Origin of the sequence: Shewanella sp. MM_2022_3 (genome assembly GCF_022557375.1) — a bacterium.
Lineage (GTDB): Bacteria > Pseudomonadota > Gammaproteobacteria > Enterobacterales > Shewanellaceae > Shewanella > Shewanella xiamenensis.
This window is the reverse complement of record NZ_JAKZGV010000001.1, coordinates 62,986-82,457: the sequence shown is the minus strand read 5'-3', so window position 1 is coordinate 82,457 and position 19,472 is coordinate 62,986. Positions and strand designations below refer to the sequence as shown.

General features: G+C 49.7%; 12 protein-coding genes and 1 pseudogene. 9 read left to right on the top strand and 4 right to left on the bottom strand.

What is annotated here, in order from left to right:
• The first annotated feature begins 85 nt into the window (after nucleotides 1-85).
• Nucleotides 86-787 (top strand): DUF3581 family protein, encoded by a 702-nt coding sequence (locus tag MMG82_RS00385; RefSeq protein ID WP_037421914.1) that lies wholly within the window; start codon nucleotides 86-88, stop codon nucleotides 785-787.
• A 109-nt stretch (nucleotides 788-896) separates the two neighbouring features.
• On the opposite strand, the gene MMG82_RS21545 is transcribed toward MMG82_RS00385, so the two are convergent.
• The 4 genes from MMG82_RS21545 to dsrO all read right to left on the bottom strand — a co-directional run bounded on the left by MMG82_RS21545 (nucleotide 897) and on the right by dsrO (nucleotide 7,444).
• Nucleotides 897-2,207, bottom strand: a complete 1,311-nt coding sequence (locus tag MMG82_RS21545; protein WP_347154030.1) for a PAS domain-containing methyl-accepting chemotaxis protein — start codon at nucleotides 2,205-2,207, stop codon at nucleotides 897-899.
• Nucleotides 2,208-2,442: 235 nt separating this feature from the next.
• The gene (locus MMG82_RS00370; protein WP_241406239.1) at nucleotides 2,443-5,550 is read right to left on the bottom strand and encodes a tetrathionate reductase subunit A; all 3,108 of its coding nucleotides are present in this window, start codon (nucleotides 5,548-5,550) and stop codon (nucleotides 2,443-2,445) included.
• A 48-nt stretch (nucleotides 5,551-5,598) separates the two neighbouring features.
• The gene (nrfD, locus tag MMG82_RS00365; RefSeq protein ID WP_241406238.1) at nucleotides 5,599-6,699 is read right to left on the bottom strand and encodes an NrfD/PsrC family molybdoenzyme membrane anchor subunit; all 1,101 of its coding nucleotides are present in this window, start codon (nucleotides 6,697-6,699) and stop codon (nucleotides 5,599-5,601) included.
• Nucleotides 6,689-7,444 carry a sulfate reduction electron transfer complex DsrMKJOP subunit DsrO gene (dsrO, locus tag MMG82_RS00360; protein ID WP_037421925.1) on the bottom strand — a complete coding sequence of 252 codons (756 nt, stop codon included), beginning with the start codon at nucleotides 7,442-7,444 and terminating at the stop codon, nucleotides 6,689-6,691. The genes nrfD and dsrO overlap by 11 nt, the downstream gene beginning before the upstream one ends.
• 205 nt (nucleotides 7,445-7,649) lie before the next feature.
• Here dsrO and MMG82_RS00355 point away from each other — a divergent pair, with 205 nt between their 5' ends.
• The 8 genes and pseudogenes from MMG82_RS00355 to MMG82_RS00320 all read left to right on the top strand — a co-directional run.
• Complete coding sequence (locus tag MMG82_RS00355) at nucleotides 7,650-9,587, top strand: PhnD/SsuA/transferrin family substrate-binding protein (protein ID WP_241406237.1); 1,938 nt, start codon at nucleotides 7,650-7,652, stop codon at nucleotides 9,585-9,587.
• The gene (locus tag MMG82_RS00350; RefSeq protein WP_241406236.1) at nucleotides 9,584-10,195 is read left to right on the top strand and encodes a response regulator; all 612 of its coding nucleotides are present in this window, start codon (nucleotides 9,584-9,586) and stop codon (nucleotides 10,193-10,195) included. Before MMG82_RS00355 ends, MMG82_RS00350 begins: the two co-directional genes overlap by 4 nt.
• A 226-nt stretch (nucleotides 10,196-10,421) precedes the next feature.
• Nucleotides 10,422-14,093, top strand: a complete 3,672-nt coding sequence (locus tag MMG82_RS00345) for an ATP-binding protein (RefSeq protein ID WP_241406235.1) — start codon at nucleotides 10,422-10,424, stop codon at nucleotides 14,091-14,093.
• An 8-nt stretch (nucleotides 14,094-14,101) separates the two neighbouring features.
• Entirely contained in the window at nucleotides 14,102-14,755 is a 654-nt protein-coding gene (locus MMG82_RS00340) for a hypothetical protein (protein WP_037422308.1), read from the top strand.
• A gap of 42 nt (nucleotides 14,756-14,797) precedes the next feature.
• Complete coding sequence (locus tag MMG82_RS00335; protein WP_037421933.1) at nucleotides 14,798-16,018, top strand: hypothetical protein; 1,221 nt, start codon at nucleotides 14,798-14,800, stop codon at nucleotides 16,016-16,018.
• The gene (locus MMG82_RS00330) at nucleotides 16,006-16,878 is read left to right on the top strand and encodes a Wadjet anti-phage system protein JetD domain-containing protein (protein WP_241406234.1); all 873 of its coding nucleotides are present in this window, start codon (nucleotides 16,006-16,008) and stop codon (nucleotides 16,876-16,878) included. The genes MMG82_RS00335 and MMG82_RS00330 overlap by 13 nt, the downstream gene beginning before the upstream one ends.
• Nucleotides 16,879-17,268: 390 nt before the next feature.
• Nucleotides 17,269-18,513 (top strand): dicarboxylate/amino acid:cation symporter, encoded by a 1,245-nt coding sequence (locus MMG82_RS00325; RefSeq protein ID WP_241406233.1) that lies wholly within the window; start codon nucleotides 17,269-17,271, stop codon nucleotides 18,511-18,513.
• 294 nt (nucleotides 18,514-18,807) lie between these two features.
• A pseudogene (locus MMG82_RS00320) lies at nucleotides 18,808-19,434 on the top strand (cache domain-containing protein); the annotation flags it as partial.
• Nucleotides 19,435-19,472 lie beyond the last annotated feature (38 nt).

Genomic DNA, 19,472 nt, shown 5'->3' with positions numbered 1-19,472 from the left:
CGGGTGAGTGAAATGCCAAAACTGAGGTAGACTCGTGACAATTATGTTGTTAGCCCAATGTTGAGCCATTAAAGAACGAGTGAATATGTTTCTATCGCCTTATTTTTCAAAGCAAAATCAATCAATTTCTGTTTCTGCACAACAAGCCAGTGACTTCGCTAAAAAAATCGCTCAAGACTTTAACCCTATCCACGATGTGGGCGCAAAACGTTTTTGTGTGCCTGGCGATTTGTTATTTGCCTTAGTCTTAACCCAGTATGGGCTAAGCCAAAGCATGAAGTTTACCTTTGCTGGCATGGTCGGTGATGGGGTTGAGCTGCAATTTCCTGAACAAGTGAACGATAGCTTTTCGATTTGCGATAACCGCGATAAAACCTATTTACATGTCACTCGCCAAGGTGATGCTAGCCGTTGTGATGCACAAACCGAATCTTTTATTCGTAATTATGTGGCCTTCTCGGGACACAATTTTATCGACATTCTGATGCCCTTAATGAAACAACATCAAGTGATGATCAATCCTGAGCGTCCCTTAGTGATCTACGAAAGCATGTCATTCGACTTGACGACACTCGACTTTGTTGAAGTAAACCTATCGCTTGTAGAACAAGAGCTTAAGATTGATGGCAAGCGTGGCGATGTGACGCTGCACTTTGAACTGCACAGCGGTGATATCTTAGTCGGTACCGGAATTAAAACCTTAGTGATGAGTGGCCTTCGCCCCTACGAAGAGGCGCAAATGCAGCAGATGTGTGCCGCCTACGAAGGGCGAAAAACCGAGTTTTAATTTGATCTAAGGCCCGCTTTATCGGTCAGGTCACTAGGGCGAGATAATTGGGGATAAACAGTGGTTTGGGATAAGGATTGACTGTATCCCAAACCAAGGCGTTTTAATGCTAACGATGTTGCTCATCAATCGACAGTTGGGATACGGTATTGGCGACATTTTCCGCGCCAGTACGAATGTGGCTCATCACAGTTGTCACTTCTACTAACTGCTGTTTACCTTGTTCAGCGATTCGCTCCACCTCGTTCATCATGCTGGTGGCACTGGCGGTGAGCTGGCTATTTTTCTCAACCACTGCGGCAATTTCATTGGTGGATTTACTGGTTCTTGCGGCAAGCTGACGTACCTCATCGGCCACTACAGCAAAGCCTCGTCCCTGTTCGCCAGCACGGGCCGCTTCTATTGCTGCATTAAGTGCTAGTAGGTTCGTCTGGTCAGCAATGGAGCTTATGGTAGCGACAATCGCTTGAATACTTTGGGATTGCTCATTGAGTTGGGTAATAGATTTAGTGGTTTTTACCGTTTGTTCCGCGATAGCATTTGAAGTATTAACTGTCGCATCCAGTAATTTAACACCTTCAATAGCTTGCTCTACTGTGAGTTGGGATGTCTCAAGTGCAATATCCGCCGCTTGTCGTACAGCATGACTTTGCTCAATTCTTTTAGTGATATCACTCGCAAATTTAATGACTTTAACCACTTTGCCATTTTCATCCACCACAGGGTTATACACGGCCTCTAGCCATACAGAATTCCCATAGGCATTTTTACGCTCGAAGAGTCCTTGTTGATATCTACCGTGTTTGAGTTCATCCCAAAAGCGCGGATTCTGTTGATAAAAGGCATCGAAACATAATATTCGATGGTGTTTTCCTACGATTTGCGCAGCTTGATAACTCATGGTTTTTAAGAATTTTTCATTAGCCTGCAAAATGGTGCCATCGGGTTTAAATTCAATAATGGCTTGGGCACGATTAAGCGCAGTAAAAATGGCCATTTGATCATCGAGTTTGTGTTTATCTTGGGTGATGTCAGAGGCAATTTTCATAATTTTGATGACTTTACCGTCCATCTTGATCGGAAAATAAGTAGCCCTTAACCAGACCTCTTCGCCATCTTTACGGAACCGTTGAAAATTGCCTTCTTTAGGTTGGCCAGATTTTAGGCTTGTCCAAAACTGCTGGTAGCTAGGTGAATTGGCTAATTCTGAGGAGCAGAATAATCTATGGTGTTTGCCGACGATCTCATGCAGGCTATAACCTATTTCATTCAAAAATATATGGTTAGCATCAATGACAACGCCTTCTGGCGAGAATTCGATAGTGGCAATACAATCCTTTATTGAGTCAATAGTGGCTTCAGCTTCCTTGCGTTTAGTTTCACTGATTTCAAGGCTTTTACGTAATGAAGAATTAAACACTGAAGTACTCCTAATGAGTTTGGCAAACTCAAAAACGGCTATGCGACATAATGCCCAAAAATCTGAACCACATGGATAGTGTTAAATATAGCTAGGATTTTAGTCGTTGCTTGATTTCTGAGTCATTTATTAACAAGTAGAATACTCCCAAAGAGTTGGGTTAGATCATTTTTTATAAAACGGGGCAGGATAAATTGATAGCCAAGGTAACCTCCTTGTTACCTTGGCTTAGGGGTTAAGCGATTTTTTCTATTTTGGCTGGGAGTCCTTGCCGCGCCGAGGCGCCGCTGGCCCAGTCCACCAGCGGATAGCGCCCATGGCGGCTTGGGTCGAACAGATTCAAGTCGTTCATATTGACCCCGACGCGGATCAGCGGATTGGCGGCAATCTTTTTATCATCGATGACTATATCCCGCGCGCCTAACTCCTTATGGCCATAACCGTGCTCGATGGCAATGCAGTCGGGATGTACGCCCGCCACACATTCCACCAAGGCCACCACACTGCCATTAGGCGTACTGATCTTGACCGTATCCCCGGTCTTGATACCAAAGCGCTTGGCGGTTTGCTCATTGATGCGCACCGGATTATTGGGGTGTACTTGGCGTAAACGGTCCGAACCTATACTCATCGAACTCATGGTGTGCGACTTATAACTGCTGATCAGCAGCGGCCACTGTGACTTATCGAATGCTTGCTCCAAGGGCGTGCCGTTGGCGAGCGCAGGGTGATAACGCCGTGGACAGCCACTCATATATTCGCCGCTTAAGCTATTGCGCCGACTGCCCACCTCTGGGTTCCACAGCATTAAGGGTTTTGGCCAAACCTTGCTGGGGTTGCCCGCCTCGTCGCGACTGGCGCTGATATTCTCAAAGCGGCCGCCACGGGCAAATAAGTAACTGACTTTTTTGACCTCTTCAGATTTGAGTCTGGCATTGAGTTCCGCTTGAATGCGCCCAACACCACTGAAGTACATATCTTCGGCAGTGATATCGGCAACGGGTTTACCCAGGTAAGCCACGTTTGCCGCGCCGTAGAGCGAAAAGTCAGCCGCGCGAGTCAGCGGGTGTAGACTGCCATCGGCGGCCTTGACCGCATTGGCTCCAAAACCGGGCAGATTAAGTTTTATCGCCACTTGGCTAAGGAAGGATTCCATACAAATCACATCGCCATCGGCGGTTTTGGCGACCCTGGGCTCGACAATCGGCCAGCGGCCGGTGGCTTCTTTGGTGAGTGTGCCATGCCACGCGGCGCTCCAGCCCCAAGATTCATAGGTTAAGGTGTCGGGCACTATGTAGTCCGACAGCGCCGAGGTCTCATTGATAAAGCTGTCGATGCTGATAAATAGCGGTAATACTTTGGGATCTTTTAATTGTTCACCAATGGCTTCGCCGAGACCCGCCTGACCATAAATCGGGTTACCCATGTGGTTGATCCACGCCTTGAGTCGATAGGGATAACCGTGCACCGCCGCGGTTAAATGTTCGCCCAGCAGGGGTGATGAGATGGGGAACCAAGGTTCCTTCGACGGATAGGGCGACTCACCGGCTTCGATTTTACGGCGATATTCAGAGGTTTTTTCGTAGGGGAACTTAGAGCGGGAAAGGAATACGCCCTTAGGTTCGACCATGCCGTCAAAGTCCTGCAAATTGTACCTTGGGCCAGCACCAAAGGCGGGGAAGCTGCCGCCCTTAGCTATCGCACCGCCCTTAAGATTTAGGTTACCTATCATGGCGTTAAGCATCATGATCGCCCATGCACTGTAAAAACCGTTTGCACTCATAGTGCCGCCGTGGGAGATCACCGCTGCCTTAGTGCCATGGCTAGTAAACTTGTGGGCGAGTGCGGCAATTTGCGCCTCGCTGATATCGCACTCCTTGGCGTAGTCGGCCATCTCGACACTGCGCGCGGCTTCACTGAGTAGCTGAAAACTGGATTTCACGCTCAGCTCACCCTTTGGCGTATTCACGCTTTGCTCAACCTCAAGTTGCGCCTTGGCGCATTGTCCGACTGGTAGAATCTGCCCAGTAGCGGCATCGACAACCAGTGGAGAATCCTGCTCGCCATAGGCTTTGCCTTCGAAGGGCAAGCCGAGATCGCTGGCATACAAATATTGGCCGTATCTGGGGTGATTCGGCGTGCTGATGATTAGGAAGCTGGCATTACTAAAGCCTCGGTAGCCTGCTGCTTTCGCTGCCTCGGCATTGGGCGCGGTTAAAAACGCACTGGCGTAGCGCTGGTTATCGATAATCCAGCGCAGCATGCCCATAGCGAGGGCGGAGTCGGTCGCGGGGCGGATCGGCAGCCAAGTATTGTTACCTGCGCAGGGCTGGTTCGAGGTATTGGGTAGCATGGGCGACACCACCACATAACTAAATTCTCGCCCATCGACCCGAGCGTTGGCCAACTGCCGCGCTTGGCGTTTAAAAGGGTTGCCCGACTGCTGCGGTGAAGTACCGATAAACAGCAAAAACTCGCTATTGTCCCAGTCGGGCTTAAGGTGGGCGTATTTCTTTAAATCGTCGAGCAGGGCACCCGCACCTGCGCGATAGGTAAAGCCGCAATAGGCGCCGTGGTTGGCAAAATTTCGCGTGCCGAAGCTATTGAAGGTAAAGCGTTTAATGATCACATCTCGGCCTTCATCCGAGGCGTTCGATACCAATAGCTGGTTGGCCTTGGGGCCATATTCAGGATTATTGGCATCGAGTGGCGTACTGATATCGCGAATTGCCCTTAAGCCTTCGACATACCCCTCACCAAATAAGTCACCGCCATCGACAACCTCGGTCAGCAGTTGCTCGAAACTAATGCTTTGCCATTGCCCACTGCCGCGCGGCCCTACTCGTTTAAGGCATTGGGTGACGCGATAGGGACTATCTAGTTGTTCTAACATGGCATTGCCACGGGCGCAGGCGGTGGAACGCCCTTGTAAGCCCTGCTCTTGATAGGCGCTTAAGCCGACTAAGGCGGTTTTGATCGGGGTATCGAAGTCGATATGTTCCCGCGCCGAGAGCGGATGATAGGGATTGCCGCTGATGCGGAGAATTTTATCTGTCTTATTATCGATACGGGCTCGCACGCCACACTTGGTCCAGCAGCCGAGACACATGGTATTGGCGATGCGTTGTTCATCGTTGCCAATCAGCTGGCCTGAGGTTAAATCCACTTTATATTCAGGGGCTAGCGAATTGCCATGGATGGGATCTTGGGTGGTTTTTCCCGAACTACCATGCACGACCCCTTTGCCCATTTGCGCTAAGGTATGGCTGTAACCTGCGGCAAATAATCCCACGCCACCCGTCACAGCTGCGCCTTTGATAAAACGACGTTTACTCTTATCCATTATGGACTCCTTAATGCGGTAACTTCTTAATATGAACGGTGCTGTGGCTCACAAGGCATGATGGGCTGAGCGAGGTTGATAGCGAATAAATTCAGACACTAACACCATCAATGCGATCCAGAGACCAAAGGTGCCCGCAATACCTAATAGCCCCTCTGGCCCCCAAGGCAGTTGGTAGAAATAAGTGCCCGCGCCGTATTTTGGGTCGGTTTGCGCTTGGATAAGTACAATCCAGCGAAATCCCCATGCCAGATGCACCGCCGTTAAACTGACGACTAATATCAATACCGAGGGGAGGCGGCGTACTGCCAGAACTAAGGCCAGCAAAGCGAGGGTAACCAATACCCAGAACGCGGCGAGTTGCCAGCTTGGGCTGGTGTCTAATAACAACGCCGCTTCGTGCGCGGAGCCGTTATCGAATAAGGCCCAGCCGATAAGACACAGGGCGAAGAGACCAAAGCTTGCCCTGACCCATTGCAGTAATCTGTCTTGGGTACTGGCTTGATAACCGTGCAAAACACGATTGAGCAGGGCGAGAGTACCGCAGGCGGCGAGCAGGGCACTGGTTGCCATCAATGGCGGCAACCAATAGGTATGCCAGAGCGGCCGTGCTTTGATCGCCATGGTTTCCATTCCGGTATAAAGCGCAATGGAACACGCACTTAATGTGGCGATTAGCGCAATGGGTTTCAGCCATTTATCACTGCTCCAATTACCGAACCTGAGCCATTGACCGATACGGCTTAACCAATCCGCTTCTTGAGCAGAATTTGCCAGAGAAGAGTGTGCCTGAGGCAAGTAGGGCCGCAGTAACAACCAAGCAAACACTAGACTCGTGCCCGAAAATATCGGCAGTAAAAAAGCGCCGTACCACATCCACGAATGCGGTCTGATTTGGGCATAGAAATGCCATGCCCGCAGCGGTTGGTGCAGGTCAGCAAGTAGCGCAATCGGCGCGACTATGCCGGCGGTAAGCATCAAACAGGCGCAGAGTTTGAGCAGTCTGGCATCGGTTTGTTTCGCACTGAATAAATGGATGGTCGCCACCCACACACTGGCGTAGGCCAAACCCATCAGAAAAAAGTATTGCACCGCCCAAGGCAGCCAAGTGATGGCGATATCTGGGGTAAAGATTTCTTTAATGACCATGGTGGATCTCCTCGCCAGTGTCAGTCAGTAGGGTGCGAACAGGGGCTTGGCCGTTGATACGATCTTCAAAGGCGCTGTTCATGCCGATATAAAATACTCTGGGGGCCGTATTGGCATCGGGCTTGAGTACCTTGATATCTGTCTTATTGGCTGTGAGTAACTGACTGATTTGACTATTAGGATCGTTCAGATCGCCAATCACCCTCGCTTCACCAACGCAGGTTTCGACACAGGCGGGCAGTAGTCCAGCTTCGAGCCTATGGGCGCAGAAGGTGCATTTATCGGCACTGTTGGTCTCATGGTTGATAAAGCGGGCATCGTAGGGGCAAGCCTGCACACAGTATCCGCAACCGACGCACCATTCGTTGTTGACGACCACAATGCCATCTGGGCGTTGGAAAGTGGCTCCCGTGGGACAAATAGGAATGCAAGGCGGGTTCTCACAGTGATTACACAGTCTTGGCAGCATTAAAAATGCGGGTGGCGTGGTAGCATCCTGTTGTGACACTTCGTATTGCTGTACCGTGGTACGAAATTGCCCCAAAGGTGGCAGGTTTTCGAAGGTGCATGCCACGGTGCAGGCTTGGCAGCCGACGCAGCGGCGCAAATCGATGACCATACCGTAGCGTTTGCCTGTAGGTGCAGGTTCAGTCTGTTGTGCCTGCACTTGCACGACGGGAATGAGCGCGGCGCCGACACTCACACTGGCCATTTTTCCGAGAAACTGACGTTTACTCTTGTCCATAGGATTTCCTTCACTCTTACAGATAAAACGGGTCGAAGACCGCGGGTTTAGCGTTAAGCGCATTCTGTAAAAGGGGAGGTGGCATCTCTATAGTGGTTTTCCACATATCGGATAGGGACTTGATCTAGCGCAATAAATATCAGTTAGAATGACCTTTAAGAGTTTAGGGGTTATTGTTTAGGATTGAATCTTAAAGCTTAGGAGAATGGATACAGTGTTGGGTTTTGTCGTATCAACCAATGGCTGGCGAATGGCGGTGAAACTCGTCATCGTATTGTTTAGCCTACTGAGTATCTCAGCCATGGCAGAAGTTTTGGCCACTCAGGATAAAACTGTAGGCGCATTAACTGTTGCTCCTGCGGGAGAGTTGATGGATGAAGCTGGCGCAAACTATCAAGTGGTCGATGTCGGCGTATTGGCAATACGGGGCTATAAGAGCACAGTCAATCGTTGGCAACCTTTGATGGGCTGGCTAGAGTCGCAAATACCTAACAGTTACTTTAGATTGCATCCCTTAAGCCTTGAAGAATTAGCCAAAGGCGTTGAAACCGAAGCTCTTGACTTTGTTATCACTAACCCTGGGCAGTCGGTGATGTTGGCGCGGCAATTTTCCCTGTCTTGGCTCGCTACCCTTCGAAGCCCAATCAATAATGGCGCTGCGATGCAAGTGGGGTCTGCGCTGGTGGTCAGAGCCGATTCGCCCTATCAGACCTTAAAAGATCTTAAGGACAAGCGACTCGGGATTGTCTCTAAAAATGCCTTCGGCGGTTATCTCACTTTAGTTTATGAGGCGCAGCTTAAGGGGGTAGATTTACCCCATTTTGTAGGAGAAATTATCCCCTTAGGTTTTCCACTCGATAACCTTATTTATCAGCTCGGTGCGACAGATAAGCCAAGCGATAAATCCCCAAGTTTAGATGCGGCAATTGTGCCCGTATGTCAGCTTGAGCAAATGCAGGCCGAAGGTTTGATCAAGCTGCAAGATTATCGGGTGCTCGATAATCAGGCGCCTGCGGGGTTTCATTGCCTAGTCTCGAGTCGGTTATATCCCAACTGGTCTATGGCTAAAACCAACCGTGCGACCCAATCCCTCGCAAAACAGGTGACTCAAGCCCTACTAGCATTACCCGAAGACAGTCCCGCCGCTAAAGCCGCCGAATCTGCGGGGTGGACCACGGCCGTGAGTCAACTGGCGATAGATCAACTGCTTAAAGATCTGGATATGCATCCACTGCAAGCCCCTTGGTGGCAGCGGGCATGGCAATGGGTAAAACTGCATCAACATTGGGCTTGGTTTGCGTTGACCATATTGGTATTGCTCAATGTCTACCATTTCTGGCTCGAATACCGCTTTAGTCGCCGCGGCCGAGAGTTAATCAATACCCAGAGGCAACTCAGTGAAAACCGAGCCCTGCTGGAGCACGCTCAGCGCATTGCGATTGCGGGGGAGCTTGGGGCGAGCCTCTCCCACGAACTCAACCAACCTTTGGCGGCGATTGGCCATTATTGCCATGGCGCCGAGGTACGTTTACAACGTGGGACCAGCCCTGAAGAATTACAATCCGTGCTGACTTTAATCCAGCAAGAAGTCAGCCGCGCCGACAGTATTATCAGCCGTTTACGTAATTTATTGAAAAAGCGGCCTGTGTCTAGGCAGCCTCTGTATTTACATCAGTTAGTGAACGATACTGCGCCGCTGCTCGCCTATGAGCTGGAGCAGCACCATATCCAACTTTCAACCAATGTGAGCGGCGAAGCCTATCAATTGCCTTTAGATGAAGTGGGCATGCAGCAACTATTGCTCAACCTTTTGAAAAATGCCGCCGATGCCTGTGTGCAACGCCAGCAGAGCGAGGTCGATGCGTCGAAACCCTATCAGCCCACGATTGATATCGACCTGCGTTACCAAGAACACAAGCTACTGCTCACGGTCACAGACAATGGCACAGGTTTAACTGAGGATGCCAATCTGCTGATGCAAGCCTTTTATTCGACTAAGTCGGAGGGCTTAGGGCTAGGGCTGGTGATTTGCCGTGATATCGCCGAGAGTCATGGTGGCCGCTTTAGCCTAGAAACCGCTTTAAGTGGCGGCTGCCAAGCGCAGGTATCCTTACCCCGTAAGTTTGATGGAGCACCAGCATGAGCCACGAATTGCCCGTGTATTTAATCGATGATGATGAGTCGGTGCGCCGCTCGCTGCGGTTTATGCTCGAAAGTTATGGCTTGAATATCCGTGACTTTGATAGCGCCGAGGCGTTTTTTGCTGCCATCGATTTAAGCCAGCCGGGTTGCGCCTTAGTCGATGTACGTATGCCGGGTTTAAGTGGGCCGCAGTTACATGCGCAATTAGTGCAGCACAATAGTCCGCTGGCGGTAATTTATTTGACTGGCCATGGCGATGTGCCCATGGCGGTGGAGGCGCTAAAACGCGGGGCGGTGGATTTTTTCCAAAAGCCCGCTGATGGCGCTAAGCTCACGGACGCTGTGGTAAAAGCCTTGGCGAATGCTAAGGAGCATTATCAAGATAACCAATATCTTCAGACTTATCTGTCGCTCACACCGCGGGAGCGGGAAATTCTCACTCTGATCGCCAAAGGCTATAAGAATCAGGAGATCGCCGATACGCTGTGCATCGCCATGCGCACGGTCGAAATTCACCGTGCGAACTTGATGAAAGGCATGCAGGTCAGCTCGCTCGCCGAGATGATGTTAATCTACGGCCGGATTGCCGATCGCCTTCCCCCCGCATAAAACTACTCTTTGTTAGGGCGAATTGGCGTATCCTTGGCCGTTTGATGTGAGCTAACGCATTCAGCCCTAGGTGCTTAATTGCCAAGGCTCGACGATTGCCTTATTTTAGGGGCTTAATTTTAAGGCCACGATTTTTAACATCACCATGTTTGAAGTTCGATGCCGCTTTTGGATGACCTTATCGTTCGCTTTTACATAAGGTGCTCCCGTTTGGATAAGGAATGAAATGCCAAGTTTGATTCGTATTGTGCTGATTGATACGCACCTTCCGGGCGTTGTGGAACTCGCCCTCAATGGCCATACCAATATTTGTGGTACTAACGCCTCGGGTAAAACCACGCTACAACGTTTAGTGCCGGTATTTTATGGCGAATATCCTAGCCGCGTGGTGCCTTCAACCCGTGACAGTTTCGAGCGTTGGTACTTGCCACACGATTCAAGCTACATCATTTACGAATACCAAAAGGCCGATGGCTTGCTCTATCAAGCCGTGCTCGCCTCGGCGGGCGATGGTAAAGGCGTGAACTACCGCTTTATCGCCAAGGGTTTTGAGTTAAGTGATTATATTAAATCGCAAAATGGTGACACTATTTTATGCCATAACATGGCGGAACTTGGCCGTGATTTAAAACGCCAAGGCGTAGCTACCACCAACTTGCTCAACACCCGCGAATATCGCGCGATTATTCAAAACGATCGGACTTTGTTAAGCACGGGTAGCAACCGCAGCGAACTGCGGGCCTATGCGCGCCAATTTGCCCTGTGTGAAGGCGAGCATTCACTGCGCCATATCGAAAAGCTCGCTAAAGCGGTGCACTCCAAAGAAGGCAAAATGGAAACGGTCAAATCCATGATCGCCGCCATTTTAGAAGAAGACGGGGTAAATCCGCCCAGCTCGCGCTTAAACCCACAGCGCGTCGAAGCATGGATCCGCGAGAGCCAGTTAATCCAAGGTTTTGAAGTTATCCGCCCCGAGTTTGAAAAGCTCGAGCAGGAATTTAACCAATTACTCAGCGCCGAGATGCGCCTCTCGAGCCTGTCCCGAGGTTATCGCAATGACGAAACCCTAGAGGCCGATCGTTTAGAGATCCAACAAACTCTGTCTAAGGAGCTGAATTTAAAGCTTCGGATGTTGGACGACGAATGGAAAGAAGTGCGCGATGAGCTTAACCTCGACCTATCCGCCGCCAAGGGTGACGTGGCTAAGTGCGAGTATGAGTTAGATGCCATTGAAGATCAGCATGGCGCCTTTTTAGATGCCAATATCGAGCAAGCCAAGGCCGATTTGGACATGCTGCCAAACTGGCGCGCTGACATGGAAAACTTAAGCGAGCGCCATAAGTTACAAACTGAAAAACACCAAGATATTGAAGCGGCTTACAATGCCCGCCGCAGCAAAATTGGTGAGCAGTTAAACCGCGAGCTCGAAGGCTTACACGCGGATCAGGACAAACAGCGCGAAGCGCGCGACAAACAGCGTGAAGTGGCTAGAGCCGACCTAGATGCCCTCGAAGCCCAATGGCGCAGCCAAATGGATGCGGGCAAGGCGAGTTTTAGCGAGCAGGAATACCAATTTAAACTCAATGCCGCCGAGCTTAAGTTACGTGTTGATGGCGTAACCTACACCGAGGAAGAAAAGTTAAGCCTAGCTATTTTCGACGAGCGGATTCACCGCGCCGACGAAGAGCAAGAAAGCTGCAATGCCAAGGTGGAGCGCTTAACTAGCGATGAGCGTAAATTGCGCGCCAAACGCGACCAAGCCAACGAAGCGCTGCGCATTGCTAGCCTGCGGGTTAACGAGCGCCAAACCGCGCTCGATGAACTGCACCATATGCTGTTCCCGCAGTCCCATACTTTACTTGAGTTCCTGCGTAAGGAAGCCCAAGGTTGGGAGCAAAGTCTGGGTAAAGTGATTGCGCCAGAGTTACTGCATCGCACCGATTTACACCCAAGTGTGATGGGCGAGAGCGACACTGTGTTTGGGGTGCATTTAGATCTTAAAGCCATTGATGTGCCTGAATATGCCGCCTCCGAGCAGGAGCTACGTATTCGTTTAAGCAAGGCCGAAGAAGCGCTGCAAAGCGCGCAGGAATTGCAGGCCGAGGCCGAATCACAGTTGGTGGCGATTAACGGTGAGCTGGATAAACTCAGCCGCGAACTCACCTTTGCCCGCACAGCTTATAAGAATAGCCGCGATGATTTACGTCGTCTGTTCGATGAAAAACGCAGTGAGCAGGACAAGATCAACAAGGCGCTGGCCGAGCGTAAAGCCTTTGCCCAGCAGCGTTTAACTCAGCTCGATGGCGAGTTAAAGCAGCTTAAGCATCAACATCAACTCTGGCTCGAAGAGCAAAAAGAGCAGGCGCTCGAAGCGCGCATGGAAAAACAAGCCTACTGGCAGGAAGTCATTGGCGCGCTCGACAATCAACTGGGGCAAATCAAGGCCACTATCGACGCCCGCCGCGAAAGCGCTAAGGCTGAGCAAAAAGCCTGTGAAACCTGGTACAAAAACGAGCTTAAATCCCGCGGTGTGGATGAGGACAATATCCTTAAACTCAAGCAACAAATCCGTGAGCTTGAAACCAAAATCAGCCGCGCCGAGCAGCGTCGCAGCGAAGTATTGCGCTTTGACGATTGGTATCAACACACTTGGCTTATCCGTAAGCCCAAGCTGCAAACCCAGTTAAGCGACGTGAAACGTGCCGCCTCAGAAATCGATCAGCAGCTTAAAGCCAAGACCCAAGAGGTGAAAACCCGTCGCCAACAACTCGAGACCGAACGTAAGGCCTCGGATGCGGCGCAGATTGAAGCCTCTGAAAACTTAACTAAACTGCGCGCCGTGATGCGTAAGTTGGCGGAGCTGAAACTGCCCGCCAACAATGAAGAAGCCCAAGGTAGCCTTGGTGAACGTTTGCGTCAGGGCGAAGATTTACTGCTAAAACGCGATTATTTGATGGGCTCGGTTAAGCAATATGTGGAGCATTTCGACTCTGTGATTGCCAGCAAGTCAGGTTCAGGCTTAGCCGAAACCTGGGAGCGTGCCCGCGAAGAGTCGAGCTTTATCAACGACAAAGGTATTCGCCTGTTGGATTACCGCAAGCTTGTGCCGCAGCTTGAACAGCTACTCAATGTGATTGTGCCGCAATCCATTATGGCGCTGCGCGAGCAGGGGCGGATCTTCGGTGTCGATTTAACCGCCTTTTACGATGTGCTGGCCGATATTGACCGTCGCATCGCTTCGCAGAGTGCGCGCATTACCCGCGAAGTGGGCGAGGAGTTATTCCTCGATGGCGTATCGGAATCTGCGGTTCGTATTCGCTCTAAGATCAGCGAATTAGAGTTTTGGCCCGAGCTTGAGCAGTTTGTTAAAGCCTTCAAAAATTGGAAAGCCGACGGCTTTAATGGTCTGCCCGATGAGGAATACACCAACAGCATGCGCCGCGCCTTGGATATTATTGGCCGCGCTGCACTGACGGGTGGCATTTCAAAGCTGCTTGAAATCGAGCTGCGCCTCAAAGAGGGTAATAGCGATTTGATTATCCGCACCGACAGACAGCTGAACGAATCCTCGAGCCACGGGATGGCTTACCTGATTTTATGTAAGTTCCTATTGGCATTTACGCGCTTGTTACGTGGCCGTGCCGATGTGACCATTCACTGGCCGATCGACGAACTTGGCACGCTGCACCACACCAACGTGAAGAAGATTTTCGATGCCTGTGGTAACAACAATATCAGCGTGTTAGGCGCTTTCCCGAACCCAGAGTCAGAAGTGCTGAACCTGTTTGAGCACCGTTACATTATTAATAAACAAACTAAGAAGTTGCAGGTGGTGAAGCCCAAAGCCAATCCGATTGCCGATTTGTTGAGTAAACGCCTGAGCAAGGAGGCCATCTAATGAGTGCCATGAACGAATCTAACCAAACCGTCTTAGTCGGCACGGGCGCAATTATCGAACTCTTGCTCAAGGGCGAATTTATTTGCCGCACCACCAATGAAGATGGTTGGCGCGCGTTGAAAAATAACAGCACCCGCGAGCGGGTCGAGGCTTATCTAAATCAAATCAACCGCACCGTGGCCTCGGCCGCCGAGGGTGATGTGTTTTTCTGTGGTTATTTGCAGTTAGGCGAGAGCGAGCGCAAGGTGATTTCATCGCAGTTTAAGGATATTTGTCAGGCACTTATTCCTATGGTGGAGTGGCTGGTATTAGTGCAGGAAGCCAGCGGCCAAGATGCCCCCTTAAGCGAAGGTGCGCCAGTACGGTTAACCGAGCTGCAAAGCCGAATTGAAGATACGCCCGCGTTTCGTGAGCAGTTGGCCAAACTCAGCCAATACCGCTTATTCGGCTCAACCAGTACCAATAGTGATGCGCAAATTAAGTTAGTGTTCAAACGCTTAGTGGAGCTTGGCTATCTGGTGCGCCCCAACGTTGAAAAGCAAATTTATATCGCGACGGGCAAGCTGGATTATCTGTACGAAGTGATCCGTTTTATTGACGAAACTGAAGGCCTAAGCCTAGAGGCGCAGGCGGAAACGGCGACCCAGCGGGATTTACTATGATGCTTTGGACAATCATCTGCGGTGTAAACCAAGGAGGCCGTGATGAGCAGTAACTTACATCAGGCTGGGGTTAAGCTACTCAAGCAGTTAGGCCGCCATGCTGACATCATTATGGACGCCTATTTAGCGGGCTCGCTCAATGAAGATGCCCATGATCCCGCCGTGGTTGAAAAACTCAAACAGGCAGGGATTTTATGGCGCCCAGAGCCAGACCAAGAGCTGCGCCTTAAACGCTCGGTGCGTGCCTTGCTCGAAGAAGGTTTAAGTGATGAGCGCAATCGCCAAATCGACTCCAACGTCGGCTCGGCGCTCGCCACCATTAAAACCTTGGCCGACCATTATAAAGAAGCGCGCCACAGCTCAGATTACAGCGCTGCCGAGGCGTATCTGTCTGATTTAAGTGAGCATGTGTATAGCTTTGCCGACAGTTTGCGCTATTCGATCCGCGTGTTGTGGGGGCGCATCAACAACGAGTTCGGTTATGTCGGTACCATTAACGCTAAGATCCGCGAAAACGAACTCGCCCAGAGCCAAGTGTCTGAATTACTTAATGGTTTGGAGATGTTCCAGTTTAGCGAATTAGGCGAAATCGCCGGTGATATTCGTGAGCTGCGTAAGCTGCTGGTGACCACCTTGCAGGAAACCATGAGCGACTGCGCCCAGGAGCTCAGTGTGGTGCAGGGACGGTTGCTGGAACTTCTCGGTCGCTTTAGGCAAATTCGTGGTCGTACCCGCTTGCTTAAGGGCTGGTTACTGTACACCGATTTGCATCCGGATTACCGTCCTGCGGACCATGTGTCCCACAAGGAAATCCCGAGTCTTTTCAATCGCGCCGAAGTGTTATTGGCACCAGCGTCTGTGGATGTGCATAACGCCAGCCAAGAGCTTGAGCTGATGAATATCGTCGCCCACATTAAGTCGATTAGTCGTCAGGGCATAGTTGAGACTGTGCGCGAGCATGATGTCAGTGTATCGCTTACCCAAAGCGAAGACTTTGATATTCCTGATAATCCACTCAAGCAAGCGGTTGATACTTACTTCGTCGATGTGATTGAGTCGGGCTTACGTCAATCGGCGCTCGATTACTTAGTCGAAAAAGCCCTGCCGTGGGATGCCGAAAGCTGGATTTATCAAGTGATTGGCGGCTACGAAGGCTTGCCCGATGAGCATAAGGCTTACTTCGAGTTAGAGCCCTTAGGCGAACCTCACCCCATCTACAGCGGTAACTTTATTATCCGCGACGTGGAATTATGGCTCGCCTAGGTAAACAGCAGTTGCAACTCTTGGAGAGCGTTTATCTTAATCGTTCTTCAAGGGTAAAACTTAGCCCGAATTGGCGAACGATTTACCGTGAGTTAGAAGTAGGCGAGCTGGATGGTGCGGAAAAATATTTGTGTTTTGCGCCAAGGGATTTTGAGTTGCTGCGCCAAGGCGTATTGGCAAAAGAGGGCGTGGATTTACAGGCACTGGACTTTAATCTAGACCGCATCGCCATGTCCGCCCAAAGCCAGAATGAAAAGCTGGCGAACATCCGCCCCGAAGCCGAGTATGTTTTGTTGAAGTATCTCGGTTTTGAATCGCCGCCCTTGGGGATGTCTGCACGGGCCTCATTACGTACTCCCTTAGATGAGGCGCAAATCCATTGCGATGAGCTTGATGTTAACGCCATCTTAGTGGTTGAAAACCTAGATATATTCGATGCAATAACCCAAGCGCGCTTACCTGCCGAACTTAGCCGCATTATGGTGATTTACCGTGGCAGCGGCCACCATTCCCCCATCGGTGTGCGGCAGTTTTTACAGGCGATGGCGGGTAAAATGCCGATTATTGCCTTTACCGATCTCGACCCCGCAGGGCTGCAAATTGCCCATACCTTAACGGGCATGACCCATTGTATTGTGCCGCAGTTAGCGCTTTTGGCGCCCAGCGAGTTACTCGCTATCCCACAGATTAATTCCGCTGATGACTTTGCTAAGCAAGCGCCTCAGGCTAAATATTTACAGTCAGCCGACTTAAAAAATTGGCAGCAATTAAGCCGTTGGTTAACTCAGCAACGAATTAGCATTAAACAGCAGCACCTGCTGTCGCATCGGCTTGAGCTAGTGCTACTGGCATATTGTTAGTCGTTATCCTTCACCATCTCTCTGTTAAGTTCGATATCTGTAGTTTTTAATACTATTTAAAGTATTTATTCAGTTTTTAAATCTAGTCTTATTCGGTATTAATCGATTAATTGTGTTTATTTGGTTTAAATAGTGTTTAATTTTTGATTTTTTAACTTATGTATTAATAGCGTGATTATTAATCTATGATTTTATTTTTGTTATAAATCAGAATAATACAAAATTTTTGTGATGAGTTTGGCTTAATTGAAAATGAAATAAGTAAATTTATTCATTGAATTTACTGCCAGCATGTTTCACTATCCCCGCCTGAACTTAAAAGGGAATGGCGATGTTGCTCATTAGGGAAGATGAATATCAAAAGATGAGCTATCTGGGAAAACGATCAGCATGATGAAATCACTTTCGACACGGATCTTTATCGGTCTATTTGCGGGACTTATTCTTGGCACTTTAGTGCAGTATTTTTTAAACGATATTGGCTTTTTTTCAGGCAATTTAGTCGAATTGGCTAGCGGCGTCGGCACTATGTTCGTCAACATGATCATGATGTTGGTCGTACCTCTGGTATTTGTCAGTATCGTTTGCGGTGTGTGCGAGCTGCAGGACTTAAAAAGCTTTGGGCGCTTAGGCGGCAAAACCTTCGGCTTTTACATAGTGAATACCGTAGTGGCTATTTCTACCGCTCTTTTAGTGGTGCTCCTGCTCGACCCAGGTAAAGGTGTCGATATGAGTAGCACCGATGGTGTCGCCATTACCGCGACCGAACTCCCCAGCTTAATGGCGCTGTTGATTGATATTGTGCCGCGTAATCCGGTAGCGGCTTTTATGTCGGGCAATATGCTACAAGTGATCTTTATGGCGCTGATGTTAGGTGGAGTGATGAAGTCCCTCGGCGAACATGTGGCTGGTGCGGTACAAGGCTTTCAAACCGCCAATAAAATCATGATGAAGCTGATTTCTGTGGTGATGAGTCTTGCGCCTTTCGGGGTGTTTGCGCTGATGTTTAAGTTAGGTGCTACCTTAGATGCCGCGGTATTTATGAGTGTGCTCGAATACCTAGTGATCATTCTAGCCCTGCTGTTGTTGTGGATTTTTGTGGTCTATCCGTTGGCGGTCGGTATGTTTACACCGATTTCGGCCAAGACCTTTCGGGCGAAGACGCAGGAGCAAGTGCTGTTTTCACTGTCTACCGCCAGCTCCAATGCCACGATTCCTGTGACTATGCGTACCTTGACTGAAAAACTCGGGGTTAACCGCGCAGTGGCTGGCTTTGGCGTACCGCTCGGGGCGACCATGAATATGGGCGGCGTGGCGATTTATATCACGATTGCGATTTTCTTTGTCGCCAATGCCTTTGGTATGCCAATCACCAGCGAGCAATTGCCATCGCTGCTGTTTAGTATCTTTTTATTATCGGTTGGCGCGGGTGGTGTGCCCGGTGGCGGTATGGTGATGATTGGCGTGTTAATCCATCAAATGGGTTTACCGATTGAAGCCTTTGCGATTGTGGCCGCGCTGGATCGCATCATCGATATGGTGCTGACCTCTTGCAACGTAGTGGGCGATACCGCGGTATTGACCATAGTCGATCAAACCGAAAAAGTGCATGAGCTTGAGTTAGCCAAGAATTAACGTCCTCAAGCATCTTTTTAAATACTAAAGCCACTGATTAAAGTGGCTTTTTTGTTAAATAAATCAGGATTGATATTGGTCTATTTACTTGCCTTTTGTCGTTGCGACAACAATCAATCCTCTGAGCTTGTTCAGCCTAAATACGGCCTTTATTTGAGCTAAAAAGTAGCTAGTCCCAAGGTGAGTTGTTACAAATCCATAGAGTACTTTTATCAAATTAAAAGTGGCTAAATAAATGAAACTTCAACCATACTGATTTATAAGCTTGAATCACTTGGAATATTAGGAGGCACCATGGCTGGATTTTGGCAGACAGTCGGAGGCCGATTACTCAGCATTCCGTTACTCGCATTGTTGGGCTTTGTGGTATTGGGTCTAATGGAGCTAAATACCCTTAACCAGAGTTTGATTAAGGGGAGGGAAGATCGTGTTGTGGCGATTATTGATAGTGGCCTGAGCGTCGTTAAACATTATCAAGCTCTGGAGCAAAGCGGTTCGTTAAGCACTGAACAGGCGCAGCAGCAGGCCATGGCGACCATTAAGGCCATTCGTTATGATGGCGCGGAATATATTTGGATTAACGATACCGGTCGGCCTATACCCAAAATGGTTATGCATCCAACGGTATCGGCTCTGGACGGTACCGTATTGGATCGGCCCAACTTTTATCACGCCACCTTAATGCGTAACCGTGATGGCAGCCAATAACAGCCCCTCAATAATGCTAACTTGTTCGTCAGTTTTGTTGACGTGATCACCCGTTATGGCAATGGCTTTGTTGAATACCAATGGCCTAAACCCATAAAAGGCGGGGGAGTAACCGAGGAGCGCTACGCTAAGTTGTCTTACGTGGCTAAGGATGATAAATGGGGTTGGGTGCTGGGCTCTGGTCTTTATATTGATGATGTTAAGGAGGCCTTTTGGGCGGTGGCTATCCGAGTTGGATTAGTTGTCGTGGT

Bases quoted from the DNA above. Each gene is read 5' to 3' on its own strand.
- MMG82_RS00330 (WP_241406234.1), top strand. From the start codon at position 16,006: ATGGCTCGCCTAGGTAAACAGCAGTTGCAACTCTTGGAGAGCGTTTAT.
- MMG82_RS00345 (WP_241406235.1), top strand. From the start codon at position 10,422: ATGCCAAGTTTGATTCGTATTGTGCTGATTGATACGCACCTTCCGGGC.
- MMG82_RS00335 (WP_037421933.1), top strand. From the start codon at position 14,798: ATGAGCAGTAACTTACATCAGGCTGGGGTTAAGCTACTCAAGCAGTTA.
- MMG82_RS00350 (WP_241406236.1), top strand. From the start codon at position 9,584: ATGAGCCACGAATTGCCCGTGTATTTAATCGATGATGATGAGTCGGTG.
- nrfD (WP_241406238.1), bottom strand. From the start codon at position 6,699: ATGGTCATTAAAGAAATCTTTACCCCAGATATCGCCATCACTTGGCTG.
- dsrO (WP_037421925.1), bottom strand. From the start codon at position 7,444: ATGGACAAGAGTAAACGTCAGTTTCTCGGAAAAATGGCCAGTGTGAGT.
- MMG82_RS00370 (WP_241406239.1), bottom strand. From the start codon at position 5,550: ATGGATAAGAGTAAACGTCGTTTTATCAAAGGCGCAGCTGTGACGGGT.
- MMG82_RS00355 (WP_241406237.1), top strand. From the start codon at position 7,650: ATGGATACAGTGTTGGGTTTTGTCGTATCAACCAATGGCTGGCGAATG.
- MMG82_RS00385 (WP_037421914.1), top strand. From the start codon at position 86: ATGTTTCTATCGCCTTATTTTTCAAAGCAAAATCAATCAATTTCTGTT.
- MMG82_RS00340 (WP_037422308.1), top strand. From the start codon at position 14,102: ATGAACGAATCTAACCAAACCGTCTTAGTCGGCACGGGCGCAATTATC.
- MMG82_RS00325 (WP_241406233.1), top strand. From the start codon at position 17,269: ATGATGAAATCACTTTCGACACGGATCTTTATCGGTCTATTTGCGGGA.